The following is a 17,604-nucleotide window of genomic DNA, read 5'->3' as shown; positions in this document are numbered from 1 at the left end:
AAACTGAGAAAAGAGGATAATATATATGAAAATAGTTGTATTAGCAGGCGGATTAAGCACAGAGCGTGATGTTTCTCTTACATCCGGTGCCGGTATCTGCCGTACATTACTTGCAAATGGTCATCAGGCTGTCCTGATGGATGCATTTATGGGAATTCCATATGATGCTGATAAATTAGATGAACTGTTCTCCCTTCCGGATGCAGGACTTTCCATTGCATCTGGAATCAGCGCAGATGAACCTGATCTGGCTGCCATCCGCGCTTCCCGCCCGGACCAGTCTCCATGTCTGCTTGGACCAAATGTAATCGCCCTTTGCCAGATGGCAGACATTGTATTTATGGGACTTCACGGTGATATTGGTGAAAACGGAAAGCTCCAGGCTACTTTCGATGTGCTGGGAATCAAATATACCGGCCCGAATTCTCTTGGCAGCGCTCTGGCAATGGACAAAGGACTGACAAAACAAATTTTCCGCACAGAAGGCGTACCAACACCAAAGGGAACATGGCTTTACAAATCCTGCCGGGATACTTCTCTTGCTGCTCTTGGTCTTTCACTCCCAGTCGTTGTAAAACCATGCTCCGGCGGTTCCAGCGTTGGTGTATATATCGTACACACGGAAGACGAATATAAGCAGGCGATTGAAGCTTCTTTTTGCTATGAAGATGAGCTGATTATTGAAGAATATATTAAAGGACGGGAATTTGCTGTCGGAATTATTGAAGGAAAAGCGCTCCCGGTTATTGAAATCATTCCAAACAGCGGTTTCTTCGATTATAAAAACAAATATCAGGACGGATGTACTCAGGAAATCTGTCCGGCACAAATTCCGGAAGACATTGCACATAAGATGCAGTCTGCTGCCGAAAAAGCATTTGCTGCATTAAAATTAGATGTTTATTCAAGAGCAGATTTCCTTCTGACAGAGAATGGAGATATCTACTGTCTGGAAGTCAACAGCCTCCCTGGTATGACTCCTGCAAGCCTTCTCCCAAAGGAAGCCGGCGCTGCCGGAATCAATTACAGTGAGCTTTGTGAGATGATCATCGAAAAATCTCTTGCCCGCTACAACAAAACGGTCTAAACAAAAGAGGAACGGTATTATGAAACAAATGTCATTAAAAGAAATTGCCGCTGCCTGCGGCGGCACCTATTTTGGTAAAGATGAATTTGCCGCCCGGGAAGTTACCGGCGTTGCTATTGACAGCCGCAAAATTGAAACCGGATTTTTATTTGTCCCGATCAAAGGCGCCCGGGTAGACGGACATGATTTTATTCCGCAAGTCATAGAAAAAGGAGCTCTTGCCACGCTTTCTGAAAAACCGCTCGGCAATGTATCTTTTCCATACATCCTTGTGGAATCTGCTCCTCAGGCGCTCAAGGATATCGCCCGTCACTATCGTCAGGCGCTTGGAATTAAAGTAGTCGGTATTAGCGGAAGTGTCGGAAAAACAAGTACAAAAGAAATGATTGCCTCTGTATTGGCTCAGAAATACCATGTTCTGAAAACAGAAGGTAATTTCAATAACGAAATCGGTCTTCCTTTGACCGTATTTCGTATCCGTGAGGAACATGAAGTTGCTGTCCTTGAAATGGGAATCAGCGATTTCGGCGAAATGGATCGCCTGGCTGCCATCGCACAGCCGGATATCTGTGTCATTACAAATATCGGCTACTGTCACTTGGAACAGCTTGGAGACCGCTTGGGCGTTCTTCGTGCCAAAACAGAGATGTTCCGTCATATGCATCATGGCGGAGATGTGATTTTAAACGGAGATGACGATATGCTGGTTCATGCAGAAGTGCCGGATCACGCTTCCCGCTTCTTCTTCGGCCGCTCTTCCCAGAGCGATATTTATGCTTCCGATGTAGAAGACCTTGGACTTCGCGGAACTGCCTGCACGATCCATCTTCCATCCGGTACACTCCGGGCAATTATTCCAATTCCGGGTGCTCATATGGTATATAACGCTCTTGCCGGAGCCGCTGTCGGTATGAGACTCGGACTTTCTCTTGACGAGATACGTTCCGGAATCGAAGCGCTCCGCCCGGTTTCCGGACGCAATCACATCATAGAAACAGAACATTATATGCTGATTGATGACTGCTACAACGCAAATCCGGTTTCCATGAAAGCTTCCATTGATGTTCTTACCTGTGCTCTCGGACGAAAAGTAGCCATACTTGGAGATATGTTTGAGCTTGGAGCGAATGAAAAAGAAATGCATTATGAAGTAGGTGTATATGCCTCCCAAAAAGCAATTGATGTACTTATATGTATCGGAACTTTGGCACAGCAGATTGCCGAAGGCGCTAAAAGCATTCACCATAACGATGATTTTCACCCGGAAATCCATTATTTTGCAACAAAAGAAGAATTTCTTCAGCACCGTGAAGAACTCTTAACAGACAGGGACTCTATTCTGATCAAGGCATCACATGGAATGGAATTTCCAGTCATTGTGGAGGCACTGCAATAGCTATGAGTTACGAAATCATTACGCTCGATCTGGACGGCACGCTAACTAATTCAGAGAAGAAGATTACTCCGCCTACCAAAAATGCACTGATAGAGATTCAGAAAGCCGGCAAACAAGTGATTCTTGCTTCCGGCCGGCCGACGACCGGTGTGCTCCCTCTTGCAAAAGAACTGGAACTTGACCGTTTCGGCGGCTACGTCCTTTCTTTTAACGGTGGTCGGATTATGAACTGCAAAACAGGTGAAGTTATTTACCAGAAGGTGCTTCCGCCAGACGTACTGCTGCCAATTACAGAAGCTTCCATATCTTATCCGGTTGATATTCTCACTTACGATATGGAACACATTTACTGTATCCAGGCAAAAGAGACACCGAATGAATACACAATGCTGGAATCCCGGATCAACTCTATCCCGGTAGTTCCGGTCAATGATTTTTCCGGCATCTCCTTTCCGGTCAATAAGATATTAATCTCCGGGGAACCAGAATATACGGAAGAACTGGAAACACTGCTGAAAAAACAGTTTCGTTCCAGACTCAATATTTATCGCTCCGAACCTTTCTTTCTGGAAATCATGCCGGCAAACATCGATAAAGCCTATTCTCTCCAGAAGCTTCTGAACAATATCGGACGCAGCGCCAATGAAATGATCTGCTGCGGAGACGGCTTTAACGATCTGACGATGCTGGAATTTGCAGGACTTGGCGTGGCAATGGCCAATGCACAGCCGATTCTTTTGGAACGGGCAGATTTTATTACCAAATCCAATGATGAAGATGGGATTCTTCATGTAATCGACCATTTTATGCGATAACAAAAATAGAATAAAGTCAGACTATATTCCACCATATTGTATTTTAACGCTTTTCATCAAAAGAGATCGGAATTCTTTGAACAAACGCAAAGAATCCCGACCTCTTTTTTATCTTCTGTTTTTTACTGTTCTGCTGTTTATTGTTACTAGAAGTTTCCAATCGTCTCCTCATTGAGATGTTTCACGATTTCAACGGCAAGCCGCACAGAATTCTCGTAATCTTCAAGTGTACAGATTCCATAATGGCTGTGAATATAGCGTACCGGCACTCCAATAACGATTGTCGGCACACCGTGACGTGATGCGTGGATGTATTTTCCATTCGTTCCTCCGCCGCTTCTTACGGATTCCTGTACCGGAATACCAAGTTCTTCTCCCAGATCCAATGCAAATCTCTGGAATCGCGGATTTGTAATCATAGAACAATCAAAATGGCGCAGCATCGGTCCTTTTCTAAGAGCCGTCTGAATCATATAATCCAGTGAAAATGTATCATCTGCCGGACAGCCTTCAAAAGCAATACACACATCTGCATCGATATTGTCTACAGCTGCCATAGCGCCTCTTTCTCCCACTTCTTCCTGCACGGTAAGCGTTGCTTCCACATCCACCTCCAGTTCTTCTTTACTTAACTGGTTCAGCGCTTCAATCAGAGCTGCACAGCCTACACGGCAGTCAAATGCTTTTCCCATAAACAGATCCCGTTTCTCATCATAAGTACACTCCACATCCGGAACTACCGGGGCAGCCATGCGGATGTTAAAGTTCTTCTTCAGATCCTCTGTACTTACGGCTCCCACATCAATTGCCAGATCTGAAAGTGTGCGTCCACGTCCCTTCTCTGCTTCACTGATAAAATGCGGCGGCTTACTTGTAATAATGCCCGGAATGTATTCTCCGTCATCATTCCTTACCCGCACCTTATTTGACGGAAGATTCGTCACTTCACTCCCGCCCAGTGTAAGAAAATTCATCGTTCCATTTGGTTTGATCGCCTGCACAATATATCCTACTTCATCACTGTGAGCATCCATCCATACTTTTAATTTCCGCCCCTTATTATTTTTCAGGCTCATGTATGTATTTCTCAAAGAATCAATAGTAACATTACAATACTCCTCTGTCTCTTTTCTTCCGATTTCAGCAACCTCATCCTCAAATCCGGATACACCGTTGGCGTTGCTCAATGTTTTGATTAACTCAATGTTTTCTTCTCTTGTCCTCATCGCTCAACTCTTTCGCTGTCTGCATGCTGTGCCGATCAGCTCTTCCTTTCTGCAAATTCAAAAAGGACAGTGAAAATCACTGTCCTCACCTTGTACCATCATATCATATCCGGCACAAAAAATCACTATAGCACTTTGGATAAAAAATCCTGAAGTCTTGCATTTTTCGGATGAGCAAAAAACTCTTCCGGAGTATTCTCTTCCTGGATCTTACCTTCATCAATGAAAATAACCCGCGTTGCAACTTCTCTTGCAAATCCCATCTCATGTGTAACAACAACCATGGTCATGCCATCTGCCGCCAGCTCTTTCATAATATTTAACACTTCTCCTACCATCTCCGGGTCAAGTGCGGATGTTGGTTCATCAAAAAGCATCACATCCGGATTCATCGCAAGCGCTCTTGCAATAGCAATACGCTGTTTCTGCCCGCCGGAAAGACGATCCGGATAGGAATCCGCCTTGTCCGGAAGTCCTACTCTTGCCAGCAGTTCATCCGCTTTCTCTGACGCCTCTTCTTTTGTTAAAAGCCCAAGTGTTACCGGAGCCAGCATAATATTCTCTTTCACACTCTTATGCGGGAAGAGATTGAACTGTTGGAATACCATTCCGATTTTCTGGCGGTGACGGTTAATGTCCACTTTCGGATCAGTAATATCTGTTCCTTCAAATAAAATCTGTCCACCTGTTGGTACTTCCAGAAGATTTAATGATCTGAGAAAGGTAGATTTTCCTGAACCGGACGGTCCGATGATTGCCACAACTTCTCCCTGACAAATATCTGTAGAAATACCGTCCAACACCTTATTATCGCCAAACTGCTTCTGTAAATTTTTTACTTCAATTAACACATTCTTCTTATCGCTCATTTGTACGCAACCTCTTTTCCAGTTTGTTCATACATGCTGTCAACGCCATAACAAGTACGAGATAAATTGCCGCTGCTGCCAATAACGGCCAGAACGCATCGAATGTACGGCTCTGAATCATCATAGCGCCCTTTGTCAGATCCTGCATTCCAATATATCCAATGATTGAAGTCTCTTTCATCAACGCAATAAACTCATTTACAAGCGCCGGCAATACATTTTTAAATGCCTGTGGTATAATAATGAGACGCATTGTCTGACGATAATTTAATCCCAGGCTTCTGCCCGCCTCAAACTGTCCATTGTCCACTGCCATAATACCGGATCTCACTGTCTCTGCCACATAGGCGCCGGAATTAATTCCAAATGCCAGTGCCCCTACCAGAATCTTATTCATAGACACACTTGCGAAAATAACAAAATTCATAAACAAAAGCTGAATCATAACCGGTGTACCCCGGATGACTGTAATATAAATTACAAACAATCTGTTAAGAATCTTAAAAGATCCTGATTTGTCATGGCTCGCCCGCACAATCGCTACAAAAAATCCGATAATAATTCCGAGGATTACTGCAAAGATTGTAATGAGCAGTGTATTTTTCAAACCATCTAAAAGCCATTGATACATATCTCCGGCTATAAAATTAGAATAAAATCCATCTGCTATCTTATTAATCAAACTCACTTTGTCACCCGCTTGCTTTCTTACTTCTTAACGATAATTACCTGACTTGCATTTGCATATGTAGATGTAAAATCGGCATTTTTTTCACGCTCTTCTGTTACAGTCATACCTGCCATTCCAAAATCAGCCTTTCCGGATTGTACTGCCGGAAGAATAGAATCAAATTCCATATCATCAACCTGTAATTCATATCCAAGCTTGTCGCAGATTGCCTGTGCAATGTCTATGTCAATTCCAACAATCTTATCGCCTTCATGGTACTCATATGGATCAAATTCAGCATTGGTTGCCATAATCAATTTTCCATTAGAGTAGTCTGCATCTGCCGGCGATTCGTATGGAGTTTTTTTGGCATTTTCACCGATGTAATTAGACATAATCTCGTCAATCGTTCCCTCTGATTCCAGTTCTTCCAAAGCATTATTCATTTTCTCAAGAAGTTCTGTATTTCCTTTTTTCAAACATGCTGCATACTCTTCATTCACAAATTCTTCATCAAGGATCTTCAGATCGTCATTCTTTTCTACAAAATTCTTAGCCGGCTGTGAATCAATAATCACACAGTCAATCTGTCCTGTCTTTAATGCCTGAATTGCCTCGCTTCCTTTACTGAAACGCTGTACTTCTTTTGCACCGTACTCTTCTTTTGATGCTTCAAGATCGCCTGTTGTTCCTAACTGTACTCCGATAACAGCACCCTTCAGATCTTCTTTCCCTGCAATTGTTTTCGCTTCTTTTGTGCCTCCGCATGCAGCAAGTGAAGCTGCCATCATTACTGTTAAAATTCCTGCTGTAACTTTCTTCCAATTTTTCATAATCTCTCTTCCCTTCTTATCAATCAATCTTATTTATTGTTTCTTGTGTTCTGATGTTTCTTATTATAGCACTTAATTTTGCAAATGCAAGTATTTTTATTAATATTTTTGTATATTTATGCAAATTAACACTATTTCTATTTAGTTTCCAAGATATTTGTATATAATTATACATTTTCTTTGTATTTCTTCTCCCGCTGGTGCCTAAAATTCCCCCTGACACAGCATTGGAGTGGGATCATCTCTGATTACCCACTCCAAGCATTTCTAAAAACGTATCTTCCATTGCTGTCTATATATATTTCTCTTTATAAAAATCAGAAAATGCATTTCATATCATACCAGACTGCTCCTCCGTGTACGGACTCTGATACTCCATGATTTACAAAACCACAGGAAGAATAAAAGGGAATTAAATGCTCCTTGCATGTCAGAATAACGCCTTTCTTTCCTCTCTGTCTTGATGCTTCTATCATCTGCATTACCAACTGTCTGGCAATCCCCTGTCTTCGATACTGAGGACGCACATTCAGACCAAACACTGTCTGATAAGCTCCATCCGGCACATGAAGCTTTTCTTCTTCGTGATAGAACGCATCCGGAAGTTCTGGTTGATCAGTTGCTCCTCCATTGATAAATCCAAGTATGACGCCTTCTGATTCTGCCACCCAGAAATTTTCCGGAAACAATCGCATACGTTTTTCAATGGATTCTCTCGTTGCTGCCTCCGCCGGCGGAAAACACTCTGCTTCAATATCCGCCAGCAATTCCCATTCTTCCGGTCTTGCATTTCTTATGACTGCTTTTCTTTCTCCCATAATCAATTCCTTTTCTTTCATTTATCCTTTTTCATTTCTGTTTACAAGAAAGCGCTTCAAATTACAATAAAACACTTCAAAACTTTATTATACGTCCTGAATCTTTGCAAAATTCTGTGCAATATTCAATGCGTGATCCCCAATTCGTTCATAATCCACAAGTAATTCCGAATACAGTATCGCACTCTCCATACTGCATTCTTTCTTTCCGATACGGCGAATCTGTCTGCTTCTGTAGTCCGCAGATTCTTCATCCGTCTGCTGCTCAAACCGTATTGCCGCATCAAGTATCTCCTTGCACGCATCAAATTGCTCAAACCTTAATGCACCTAATCCTTCGCGGCAGTTTTCCTGCATCCGTTCTACTTCTTTTCTTCCTTTTTTAGACAATTCATATCCCTTTTCTTTCATTGTCTGGGCATACTCTGCGAGGTTGACTGCGTGATCGCCGATTCGTTCGATGTTCCCGATAATATTGAAAATGCAGTTCACTTGTTCTATTTCACTTACCGACTGCTCCACCGCAAGAATATCTGAAATACGTTCAGAAATCTCTACGTTATAAAGGTCGATCTGTTCTTCTCTGTCCTCGATATCCTGCATATCACTTGTCTCGCCTGTCAAAAACATTTCAAATGCCGCATTTACATTTTCACGAGCTGCATCCATCATATGCCCTGTCTGCTCAAGAAGATTCTGTACAGCAATCGCAGAGGAACCAAGAGCTCGTCCCGGTTTTCCGATCGCACGATACCACTGGCGGGAACCACTGTGCATACCGGCGCGCTCCGGAAGAATCATCTCTGCTGCTTTCGCAAGATACTCTCCAAACGGGAGTAACAACAATGTTGTTACAATATTAAACACGGTATGTACATTTGCAATCTGGCCTGCCGGATTCGTAGGTGTCAATGACTCTATCCACGGCACAAATGGTGTGACTAATGCAATGACTACAAATATTGTCGTTCCAATCACATTAAACAGTAAATGGATCACAGTTGTACGCTTTGCATTACGATTCGCACCGATAGATGCCAGAACTGCTGTAATACAAGTACCGATATTTTGTCCAAAAAGTACAAATACCGCGCTGTCAAGTCCGATTACACCGCTTACCGCAAGCGCCTGAAGAATACCTACAGATGCCGCAGAAGACTGGATCGCTGCTGTAAACAGAGCACCTGCCATAATGCCAAGAAGTGGATTGGAAAACTTCGTAATCAGATTAATAAATTCCGGTAAATCTCTCAAAGGTTCCATCGCTGCACTCATGGCATCCAGCCCCATAAACAAAATTCCAAGTCCGGCAACAATACTTGCAATGCTCTGCACTTTTTTATCTTTTGAAAACATCAGCACTGCTACACCAATAAATGCCACAAACGGCATAAATACGCCAATATCAAGCGCTACGAGCTGCCCGGTAATCGTTGTACCGATATTGGCACCCATAATAATCCAGACAGCCTGGCGAAGCGTCATCAATCCGGAATTTACAAATCCAACTACCATAACTGTTGTACCGGATGACGATTGAATCAATGCAGTGATTACCGCCCCCACGATAACTCCCAGCAGACGGTTCGACGAAAGTTTCTCCAAAAGCCCTTTCATACGGCTTCCGGCAACTGCTTCCAAATTCGTACTCATCATCTGCATTCCATATAAAAATAATGCCAACCCGCCAAGCAGGCCAAATAAAATACTAATACTCATTTGTATCTCCTTTTTTTAAATCTCCCAATCCTTTGCATTTCTTTTCGGACTTTTAATTACAAGTTCCGGACTTTTCGCACTCACTTTCGTATTCGGCGGAATCGATGTTGTAATGAACGTATTTCCGCCAATGATTGTATTTTCTCCAATCACAGTCTCTCCGCCAAGTACCGTTGAGTTTGAATAAATCGTTACATTATTTTCAATTGTCGGATGCCGCTTTACTCCTGCAAGCTGCTGACCGTCTCTCGTAGAAAGCGCTCCGAGTGTAACACCCTGATAGAGTTTTACATTTTGCCCAATCTCTGTTGTCTCTCCAATTACCACTCCTGTACCATGGTCAATAAAAAAATATTCTCCAATCGATGCGCCCGGATTAATATCAATTCCGGTTCTTCCATGAGCATATTCTGACATAATGCGTGGAAGAAACGGTACTTCTTCCTGATAAAGTACATGGGCAACCCGATATACATAAATCGCAAATAATCCCGGATAGGAATAAATGATCTCTTCTTTACTCTTAGCTGCCGGATCTCCGTCAAACCCTGCCTGAATATCTGTCAAAAGTGTTCTTTGAAGCTTCGGCAATTCCTCAAAAAATCTCTGGCAGATCTTATCTGCCTCCTCATCCCGTTCAGCCTCACATGCCTCTATTTCTCTAAAATAGGCCATTGCAATCGCAACCTGCTCCTTTAACATACAATACAGGTGACTGATCCTGTAGCCGATATAACAATTTACATCTCCGTCCAGCGCTGCATCTTTCCCGAAATATCCAGGAAATATAATCTTCTTCAATTCCCGGATAAATTCAATAATCACTGCCCGTTCCGGCATCTTCTTCCCCGGCTTCGGCCGAAACAGTTCTTCTTCTTCGTAATTCTTGCAGATCTCCCTGGCAGCTCCTGCTATACTTTCACCGATTCCCTGCATCTGATCCCTCCTATTTGTTTTTTCTGCTAAAGACTGTCATAAAACTCTATCTCTTTATAAATAGTATGAAATTTCTTCACAATATGAGCGTGTCCATATAAAGTGATTACATCATCTTTCGCTTCTTTAAGATCACTACTGTCACGCAGCAGATCACAAGCGTCATGAGACAAATAATTCCAAATCCATATGGATTCTGTGAAAGAGGCATCCCGCTTGCCTCAACATTCATCCCGTACAGCCCGGAAATAATTGTCGGAATCGCCATTACAATCGTAATCGAAGCTAAATATTTCATTACATTATTCAAACGATTATTAATGACCGTTGACAGCAATTCCTTTGTACCACTGATAATATCTCTGTAAATCTGTGTCATTTCAATCGCCTGCGTATTCTCGACAATCACATCTTCCAAAAGTTCACTGTCCTCCGGATACTGCTTAATCCGTTCATATCTTGTCAGTCTGTTTAATACAACTCCATTCTTCCGCAAAGATGTTGCAAAATATACAAGGTTTGACTCTAATTCATGAAGATCGATGAGATCAGAATCTTCTGTGTTCTTATGAATGCTTGCCTCGATTTCCGTTCTTCTGCGGTTAATGACTCTCAGATAACTCTGATAATACATACAACAGCGATACAACAGCTGATATACAAAGCGCATACGTTTCTTTGTACTGAAATCTTTCAGGCGATGATCTGTAAAATAATCCAGCACCGCATTTTCTTCCGCGCAGACAGTAATGATTACCGATTCTGTCAAAATAATACCAAGAGGGATTGTTGTGTACGCTTCCCTTCCATGTCGTACTTCTCTTGACGGAATATCTACAAGGATGAGTGTATATCCGTCTTCAATACTGACACGGGCACTCTCCTCATCATCAAGCGCTGTTCTAAGATCAAGAATATCAATCTCGAATTCTGCTGCCACTTCCCGACATTCATCCAGTGTCGGACTCGTAAGCTGTATCCATGTACCATCTTCCGGTTTTTCCAGAGCGTGCATAACACCATGTTCTGTCTTATAAATTCCTACCATGACCACTCTTCCCCCTGTTTTTATTCCCGTTTATGCGTCTGAAGTTCCGGATGCGCATCTACACATGCATCAATCTCTTTTCTCAGATTTTCTTCGGAAACACAGGAGTATGTTCCACTGATTTCCAGTTTGCGAAATTCTTTCGGGCGCTCTGTCATCATATAAACAGTAGCCTCTTCCAGGCCCTGTTCTGTGCGGACCGGAAAATGTCGTCTCGTATACAGCGGTACATTTTCCCAAATATCTGCCCGATCAAGCTCCTCTTCCGTCAGATCAAGCACCATTCCGCTTACACTGCTGCCCTCACATTCGGTAAGATCATAATATTCCAATGCACAGTTTACCGCAAAATTCTCCAAGATACCTTTTCGTCCCTGTATCACCCTTCCAAGAATCTTTTCCTGCACATACGGATGTTGGAATGTTCCATATGTAAATAGCTTTTCCATAACTTACCCCTACTTTCCTAGTATTACTTTTATAAATAAAGCCGCAAGCACAAATATCACGACCGGTTTTACAATCTTTGTTCCATCCTTGACAACCATTCCCGCACCCACATAATGTCCGGCAATACAACAAACAGCTCCGGCAATTCCAAGTCGATAATCCACTGCTCCGCTGATAAGAAATGTAATCAGCGCCGATACATTGCTTGACAAATTAATGATCTTCGTAGCAGCACTTGCCTGTTTCATAGAAAGATGGGTAATTCCTGTCAAAACAAGCAGCAGAAAGGTTCCGGTTCCAGGTCCGTACAACCCGTCATACATTCCAATCCCAAACGCTGCTGCAAGCGTCAAAAAGATTCTTTTCTTTCCCGGAAGCGGTTGTGCCTCCTTCTCCTCTGAAAATGATTTATTTCTCAATACAAAAAATGCTACTACCGGCAGTACAATCAGCATCAGGTTCTCAATAATCTTCTCCGGAACAAACAATGCAATCCTGGAACCCGCTGCGCTTCCGGCTATTGCTGCCACAGCAGCTAAGGCAGCCAGCAGACCGATTCCTTTCAAATAACCGTTTTTCATATACCTGATTGTTGAAATCAATGTTCCGCTAGTAGACGAGAGTTTATTTGTTCCAAGCGCCATGTGGGGCGGAATCCCTGCAAATAGATAGGCTGGAAGCGAAATAATCCCCCCACCTCCTGCAATCGCATCCACAAAGCCTGCAAGAAAGACTAGTGGACACACAATCAGCAGTCCCTGTAACTCCATATTTCTTTCCTCCTCAACTTTCATTCACATTCTTTTTTAGTATAGCATTGAATGGGGGGCTATGTTAAGATAATTATAATATTTTTCATGAGAAAATTGCATAAAAATTTAAAAGAATGGAGAACAACCAATGAAACGAAATATAAAGATGATACTAGAATACGATGGAACCCGCTATTATGGATGGCAGCGTCTCGGAAATGATACTAACACAAACACAATTCAGGGAAAGCTGGAAGAGGTACTCTCCAAAATGACCGGAGAAGAAATTTCTGTTATTGGTTCCGGGCGAACAGATGCCGGTGTTCATTCTCTCGGACAAACTGCTAACTTTCATACTAACTGCTGCAGATCCTGTCAGGAAATTCGCACATATCTGTCTTCCTATCTTCCAAAGGATATTTTTGTATATTCCGTAGAAGACGTTCCTGAACGATTTCACAGCCGCCTAAGCGCCTCTGCCAAGACTTATCTGTACCGTATTGCAAAGCCGGATTGCCCTTCTGTTTTCGATCGCAAATATACCTGGCAGTTTCCGGAAACATTAAACCTTTCTGCCATGCGTCAGGCAGCTTCCGTGCTGATCGGTGTTCATGATTTTAGAGGATTTTCTTCTTTGAAAAAAACAAAGAAATCCACTGTCCGGGAAATCTACTCACTTGATATCATCGAGTTGGAACGCGAGATTCAAATTCGTATCCGCGGAAATGGATTTCTTTATAATATGGTACGCATTATCTGTGGAACCCTTGTAGATATTGGGCGGGGCACACTTCCTCAAACTGCCGCAGCACAGATTCTTTCCTCCTGCGACCGGAAAGATGCGGGAATTACCGCTCCTCCACAGGGACTCTTTTTAGAAACAGTCGAATATCCTGAAAGCACTCTGCAAATGAATCACTAAAGTGCTTTCATTTCCGCTGCAACTTTTGCCAGGTCTTCCCGAATGGAGATCTTCTGTGGACATACCGTCTCACATTTGCCGCATTTGACACAGTGATCTGCCCTGGATTCCTCTTCCCAGCCTTCCCATCGCTTTTTGATCTGGGATGTGTTTTCGTAGATTGCATGTTCATTCCACAGCTTAAAGTTTGCCGGAATATTTACCCCTGCCGGGCAAGGCATACAGTAAGCGCATCCTGTACAGCCATTCTTTACTCTTGCTTTCAGTCCGTTTGCCGTATCCTCAATTAGCTTCTGCTCTTCTTCTGACAGCGGATGAAAGTTCTGGAATACATGCAGATTGTCTTCCACCTGCTCCATAGTGCTCATACCGCTTAAAATAACTTTGACATTGGAAAATGTTCCCACAAACCTAAGCGCCCATGAAGCTACGCTCTCTTCCGGCGCCATCGCCTTTAACGGACCTTCTGCCTGTGACGGAAGCGATGCAAGCATACCTCCTTTGATCGGCTCCATAATAACAACCGGGATTCCTTTTTCCTCTGCCAGATGATAGCCTTTTAATCCTGCCTGTTCTTCTGTATCCATATAATTAAACTGAATTTGGCAGAAATCCCAATGATAGTAATTCAGAATCTCCTCAAATACTTCATAATCGTCATGGAAAGAAAATCCAATATATCTAATCTTTCCTTTCGCACACATCTCTTCAAGATATGGAATGATTCCAAGATCTACTACCTTCTGAAAACGTGCTTTGTCAAGCGCATGCAATAAATAAAAATCCACATAATCTTTATGCAGTCTTTCCAGCTGCTCTTCAAAGATATGCTTTGCATCTTCCAGTGTCTCAAGTTTCCAGATTGGAAGTTTTGTTGCCAGGTAATAATCTGCACGATTATATTTATCAAGTACACGTCCCACAAAAGGCTCGCTGTCCCCATTATGGTACGGGTATGCCGTATCAATATAATTCACGCCGCCTGCAATAGCACAGTCGATCATCTTTTCTGCTTCCTGCTCATCAATCTTTCCCTCTTCTGTCATTGGAAAACGCATACATCCAAATCCAAGCAAAGACGTTTCCACCCCTAATTTTTCAAATTCCCTTTTTTCCATATTGCTGTCTCCTTTGTCATGTATTTATCGCATTCAATAGATTTCTTTTATTGTATCACGAAATGAGATTTCTTTGAAGCACTCTTCATATCTATTCTGCGCGGATTGCCCAACGCATTTTTGTAGAGCGGGCACGGCTGTTCATAATACACTCTTCCTTTGACGGACGAATCACATCTTCTGCCACATCACTGTAAATTCCTTGTCGCTTAAATTCCTTAAAGGCTTTTTTAACAATCCTGTCTTCTCCGGAATGGAACGTCAAAATGGCTGCCCTTCCGCCCGGTGCAAGAATTTCCGGCAATTTTTCCATAAACGTATATAATACCTCATACTCGCTGTTTACATCAATCCGCAGCGCCTGAAACGTTCTTTGGCAGGATTTCTTTACCGCTTCTTTTCGCTCTGCTTCCGGAAGAAAGCAAAGCGCCTCTTCAATCGTTTCCTGCAGCATCGTTGTCGTCGCAATACGGATTCCCTGTTTTCTCTTTCGCATTACTTTGGCTGCAATCTCTGCCGCATACGGTTCATCGGAATTCTCAATCAACATTCCCACCAGTTCTTCTTCTGAAACCGAATTCAATCTTTCTGCCGCTGAAATTCCTTTCTGCGGATTTAGGCGAAGATCTAACGGTCCTTCAATCTTATAAGAAAAACCCCTGTCCGGATTATCAATCTGCATCGAGGATACTCCAAGATCTGCCAGTACAAAGTCAAATTTTCCTGCCTCTGCCGCCACCTGATCTGCATCTGCAAAATTAATATTGCGAATTGTCAGAATCTCCGGTCCATAACCAAGACTTTCTAAGCGTTCTTTCGTTTTCACTGACTCAATCGGATCGATATCTAATGCATACATATGCCCTTCGCCCTTCAGACATTTCATCATCTCCAACGTATGTCCTCCATAACCAAGTGTTGCATCCAAGCCTTTTTGTCCCGGTTGAATCTGCAGAAAATCCAGAATTTCTTTTACACAGATTGAAATATGCATTCCTGCCGGAGTTCCGCCTTTATCAATAATGTGCTTTACCATTTCCGGATATTTTTCCGGCTGCAATTCTTTATATTTTTCTTTATAACTGCGAGGATGTGTTCCTTTATACCGTACGCGTCTTTTATGCTTTTGTTCCTGTTCCATATTCCTTCCCTTTCCGTTTTGAAGTTCTTTGTTTCCTGTTCTATTTATACATGAATAATATCATAAAACACTACAATATACCATCAGAAAACCTAACACACACGATAAGCAGTATCACAGAGCAAAGAAAAAGAGCCTATGCCCTTTATTTACAAGGGTTAGGCTCTTAAATATTCTTATACTAATTCCATAAGAACTTCCATTGCAGCATCACCTTTACGAAGACCGATCTTGATGATTCTTGTGTATCCACCTTTACGGTTTTCATATTTTGGTGCGATTTCGTCGAACAGTTTTGCAACTAAATCAACTTCTTCTGCTTTTTTCTTTCCAGCTGGAACTTCTTTCACTGGGTAAAGAACTTTTAACATTTCACGTCTTGCATGAAGTCTTGATGGTTTATCTTTTTTGATTGTTTTTTCAACTTCGTCGTATACAGTTACTTTCTTTCCGTCTACAACTTCTTTTACTCTCTTACCATCTTTGTCTTTTCTGGCAACTTTAGCTTTTACAGTAACTTCTTCGTAGTTATCTTTTTCTTTTACTGCTAAAGCAATCAGACCTTCTGCAACTTTTCTGATTTCTTTTGCTTTTGCCTCTGTTGTAACGATCTTGCCGTTAGCTAATAAAGCTGTAACCTGAGATCTGATCAGTGCTTTTCTCTGACTGGATGTTCTTCCAAGTTTTCTATAATTTGCCATTGTAATTTTCCTCCAATAATATGCAGCAAATACATGCGTCTTCGGGCTTACTGCATCTGCCGTCTGGTTATGCGTCTTCGGGCTTACTAGCCAGAATTATTCTTCTCCCGGATTTAATTCTAATCCGAGCTCTTTTAATTTCGCAAGTACTTCTTCAAGAGACTTACGTCCGAGGTTACGAACTTTCATCATATCCTCCGGAGTTCTGTTTGTAAGTTCTTCTACCGTATTGATACCTGCACGTTTCAGGCAGTTGTATGAACGAACGGAAAGTTCAAGTTCATCAATGCTCATCTCAAGGACTTTTTCTTTCTCATCGTCCTCTTTCTCAATCATAACTTCTGCTGCCTGAGCAACTTCTGAAAGATCGATGAAGAGTTTCAGATGTTCGTTAAGTACCTTCGCTGCAAGACTGACTGCTTCATCCGGCACAAGTGTTCCATTTGTATAAACATCAAGTGTCAGTTTATCGTAGTCAGTAATCTGTCCGACACGCGTATTCTGAACTGTCAGGTTTACACGTTCTACCGGTGTGTAGATAGAATCAATCGGAATGACACCAATTGGAAGGTCTTCTCGTTTATTCTTCTCTGCACTTACATAACCTCTGCCTTTTGTAATCGTCAGTTCCATGTATAATTTGCTGTCTACGCCTCCGTTCAAAGTTGCGATCACTGTGTCCGGATTCATAATTTCGATATCAGGATCTGCCTGAATATCTGCAGCTGTTACTACACCTTCGCCTTCGAAGTCAATATAAGCAGTCTTTGGTTCATCTGTTTCTGAAGAATTTTTGATAGCTAAAGTCTTGAGATTCATGATGATCTCTGTCACGTCTTCTTTTACGCCCGGAATTGAGCTGAATTCGTGAAGTACACCTTCAATCTTTACCTGACTGATAGCAGCTCCCGGAAGAGAAGAAAGCATAATTCTTCTCAGGGAGTTTCCAAGTGTAGTACCGTAACCTCTTTCGAGCGGCTCTACAACAAATCTGCCATATTTTTTATCTTCTGAAATCTCAGTAATTTCGATATTTGGTTTATTAAAATCAAACACTACAAAGCCCTCCTTATGGGTTAATAAAATGTTGAGGGTTCCTTCTA

General features: G+C 42.3%; 18 protein-coding genes. 4 read left to right on the top strand and 14 right to left on the bottom strand.

Annotated elements, in window-relative coordinates; translation table 11 throughout:
* The first annotated feature begins 25 nt into the window (after nt 1–25).
* Genes KFE17_13510 through KFE17_13500 form a run of 3 tightly spaced genes read left to right on the top strand, consistent with a single transcriptional unit; the run spans nt 26 to nt 3,298 of the window.
* Nucleotides 26–1,087, top strand: a complete 1,062-nt coding sequence (locus tag KFE17_13510) for a D-alanine--D-alanine ligase (protein QUO31823.1) — start codon at nt 26–28, stop codon at nt 1,085–1,087.
* A 19-nt stretch (nt 1,088–1,106) separates the two neighbouring features.
* On the top strand, nt 1,107–2,483 hold the full coding sequence (locus KFE17_13505) for a UDP-N-acetylmuramoyl-tripeptide--D-alanyl-D-alanine ligase (GenBank protein ID QUO31822.1): 1,377 nt from the start codon (nt 1,107–1,109) through the stop codon (nt 2,481–2,483).
* A gap of 2 nt (nt 2,484–2,485) precedes the next feature.
* Nucleotides 2,486–3,298 (top strand): HAD family phosphatase, encoded by an 813-nt coding sequence (locus KFE17_13500; protein QUO31821.1) that lies wholly within the window; start codon nt 2,486–2,488, stop codon nt 3,296–3,298.
* Between the two features lie 146 nt (nt 3,299–3,444).
* Here the strand turns inward: KFE17_13500 and KFE17_13495 are convergent, their stop codons facing one another.
* From KFE17_13495 to KFE17_13450, 10 genes are all read right to left on the bottom strand, one after another.
* Nucleotides 3,445–4,524: a M20/M25/M40 family metallo-hydrolase gene (locus KFE17_13495; GenBank protein ID QUO31820.1), complete on the bottom strand. Its 1,080-nt coding sequence runs from the start codon at nt 4,522–4,524 to the stop codon at nt 3,445–3,447.
* Between the two features lie 125 nt (nt 4,525–4,649).
* Nucleotides 4,650–5,393 carry an amino acid ABC transporter ATP-binding protein gene (locus tag KFE17_13490; GenBank protein QUO31819.1) on the bottom strand — a complete coding sequence of 248 codons (744 nt, stop codon included), beginning with the start codon at nt 5,391–5,393 and terminating at the stop codon, nt 4,650–4,652.
* A complete protein-coding gene (locus KFE17_13485) occupies nt 5,383–6,024 on the bottom strand; it encodes an amino acid ABC transporter permease (GenBank protein QUO33722.1) in 642 nt (213 codons plus the stop codon). The genes KFE17_13490 and KFE17_13485 overlap by 11 nt, the downstream gene beginning before the upstream one ends.
* A 77-nt stretch (nt 6,025–6,101) precedes the next feature.
* Complete coding sequence (locus KFE17_13480) at nt 6,102–6,896, bottom strand: transporter substrate-binding domain-containing protein (protein QUO31818.1); 795 nt, start codon at nt 6,894–6,896, stop codon at nt 6,102–6,104.
* A 317-nt stretch (nt 6,897–7,213) separates the two neighbouring features.
* Nucleotides 7,214–7,714, bottom strand: coding sequence for a GNAT family N-acetyltransferase (locus KFE17_13475; GenBank protein QUO33721.1), 501 nt, complete (start codon nt 7,712–7,714; stop codon nt 7,214–7,216).
* Between the two features lie 87 nt (nt 7,715–7,801).
* The gene (locus KFE17_13470; protein QUO31817.1) at nt 7,802–9,433 is read right to left on the bottom strand and encodes a Na/Pi cotransporter family protein; all 1,632 of its coding nucleotides are present in this window, start codon (nt 9,431–9,433) and stop codon (nt 7,802–7,804) included.
* Nucleotides 9,434–9,448: 15 nt separating this feature from the next.
* Complete coding sequence (locus tag KFE17_13465) at nt 9,449–10,369, bottom strand: serine acetyltransferase (GenBank protein QUO31816.1); 921 nt, start codon at nt 10,367–10,369, stop codon at nt 9,449–9,451.
* A 106-nt stretch (nt 10,370–10,475) separates the two neighbouring features.
* Nucleotides 10,476–11,417, bottom strand: coding sequence for a magnesium transporter CorA family protein (locus tag KFE17_13460; protein ID QUO31815.1), 942 nt, complete (start codon nt 11,415–11,417; stop codon nt 10,476–10,478).
* A 20-nt stretch (nt 11,418–11,437) separates the two neighbouring features.
* On the bottom strand, nt 11,438–11,866 hold the full coding sequence (locus KFE17_13455) for a gamma-glutamylcyclotransferase (GenBank protein QUO31814.1): 429 nt from the start codon (nt 11,864–11,866) through the stop codon (nt 11,438–11,440).
* Nucleotides 11,867–11,875: 9 nt separating this feature from the next.
* Nucleotides 11,876–12,637: a TSUP family transporter gene (locus KFE17_13450; protein ID QUO31813.1), complete on the bottom strand. Its 762-nt coding sequence runs from the start codon at nt 12,635–12,637 to the stop codon at nt 11,876–11,878.
* Between the two features lie 130 nt (nt 12,638–12,767).
* On the opposite strand from KFE17_13450, the gene truA reads away from it, so the two are divergent.
* On the top strand, nt 12,768–13,541 hold the full coding sequence (gene truA, locus KFE17_13445) for a tRNA pseudouridine(38-40) synthase TruA (GenBank protein QUO31812.1): 774 nt from the start codon (nt 12,768–12,770) through the stop codon (nt 13,539–13,541).
* Here truA and KFE17_13440 read toward each other — a convergent pair.
* From KFE17_13440 to KFE17_13425, 4 genes are all read right to left on the bottom strand, one after another.
* Nucleotides 13,538–14,659 carry an aldo/keto reductase gene (locus KFE17_13440; GenBank protein ID QUO31811.1) on the bottom strand — a complete coding sequence of 374 codons (1,122 nt, stop codon included), beginning with the start codon at nt 14,657–14,659 and terminating at the stop codon, nt 13,538–13,540. The two genes, truA and KFE17_13440, sit on opposite strands and share 4 nt — an antisense overlap.
* A gap of 91 nt (nt 14,660–14,750) precedes the next feature.
* Nucleotides 14,751–15,800 carry a 16S rRNA (cytosine(1402)-N(4))-methyltransferase RsmH gene (rsmH, locus tag KFE17_13435; protein ID QUO31810.1) on the bottom strand — a complete coding sequence of 350 codons (1,050 nt, stop codon included), beginning with the start codon at nt 15,798–15,800 and terminating at the stop codon, nt 14,751–14,753.
* Between the two features lie 176 nt (nt 15,801–15,976).
* Nucleotides 15,977–16,501, bottom strand: coding sequence for a 50S ribosomal protein L17 (locus tag KFE17_13430; protein ID QUO31809.1), 525 nt, complete (start codon nt 16,499–16,501; stop codon nt 15,977–15,979).
* A 96-nt stretch (nt 16,502–16,597) separates the two neighbouring features.
* Nucleotides 16,598–17,557 carry a DNA-directed RNA polymerase subunit alpha gene (locus tag KFE17_13425; GenBank protein QUO31808.1) on the bottom strand — a complete coding sequence of 320 codons (960 nt, stop codon included), beginning with the start codon at nt 17,555–17,557 and terminating at the stop codon, nt 16,598–16,600.
* Nucleotides 17,558–17,604: the final 47 nt, after the last annotated feature.

It is taken from the genome of Faecalicatena sp. Marseille-Q4148, from assembly GCA_018228665.1.
Taxonomy (GTDB): Bacteria; Bacillota; Clostridia; order Lachnospirales; family Lachnospiraceae; genus UBA9414.
Note: the sequence above shows the minus strand (reverse complement) of the source record. Positions and strands in the feature narration are given on the sequence as shown.

Bases quoted from the DNA above. Each gene is read 5' to 3' on its own strand.
- KFE17_13470 (QUO31817.1), bottom strand. From the start codon at position 9,433: ATGAGTATTAGTATTTTATTTGGCCTGCTTGGCGGGTTGGCATTATTT.
- KFE17_13450 (QUO31813.1), bottom strand. From the start codon at position 12,637: ATGGAGTTACAGGGACTGCTGATTGTGTGTCCACTAGTCTTTCTTGCA.
- truA (QUO31812.1), top strand. From the start codon at position 12,768: ATGAAACGAAATATAAAGATGATACTAGAATACGATGGAACCCGCTAT.
- KFE17_13495 (QUO31820.1), bottom strand. From the start codon at position 4,524: ATGAGGACAAGAGAAGAAAACATTGAGTTAATCAAAACATTGAGCAAC.
- rsmH (QUO31810.1), bottom strand. From the start codon at position 15,800: ATGGAACAGGAACAAAAGCATAAAAGACGCGTACGGTATAAAGGAACA.
- KFE17_13485 (QUO33722.1), bottom strand. From the start codon at position 6,024: ATGTATCAATGGCTTTTAGATGGTTTGAAAAATACACTGCTCATTACA.
- KFE17_13440 (QUO31811.1), bottom strand. From the start codon at position 14,659: ATGGAAAAAAGGGAATTTGAAAAATTAGGGGTGGAAACGTCTTTGCTT.
- KFE17_13455 (QUO31814.1), bottom strand. From the start codon at position 11,866: ATGGAAAAGCTATTTACATATGGAACATTCCAACATCCGTATGTGCAG.
- KFE17_13465 (QUO31816.1), bottom strand. From the start codon at position 10,369: ATGCAGGGAATCGGTGAAAGTATAGCAGGAGCTGCCAGGGAGATCTGC.
- KFE17_13460 (QUO31815.1), bottom strand. From the start codon at position 11,417: ATGGTAGGAATTTATAAGACAGAACATGGTGTTATGCACGCTCTGGAA.
- KFE17_13475 (QUO33721.1), bottom strand. From the start codon at position 7,714: ATGGGAGAAAGAAAAGCAGTCATAAGAAATGCAAGACCGGAAGAATGG.
- KFE17_13505 (QUO31822.1), top strand. From the start codon at position 1,107: ATGAAACAAATGTCATTAAAAGAAATTGCCGCTGCCTGCGGCGGCACC.
- KFE17_13500 (QUO31821.1), top strand. From the start codon at position 2,486: ATGAGTTACGAAATCATTACGCTCGATCTGGACGGCACGCTAACTAAT.
- KFE17_13430 (QUO31809.1), bottom strand. From the start codon at position 16,501: ATGGCAAATTATAGAAAACTTGGAAGAACATCCAGTCAGAGAAAAGCA.
- KFE17_13490 (QUO31819.1), bottom strand. From the start codon at position 5,393: ATGAGCGATAAGAAGAATGTGTTAATTGAAGTAAAAAATTTACAGAAG.
- KFE17_13510 (QUO31823.1), top strand. From the start codon at position 26: ATGAAAATAGTTGTATTAGCAGGCGGATTAAGCACAGAGCGTGATGTT.
- KFE17_13480 (QUO31818.1), bottom strand. From the start codon at position 6,896: ATGAAAAATTGGAAGAAAGTTACAGCAGGAATTTTAACAGTAATGATG.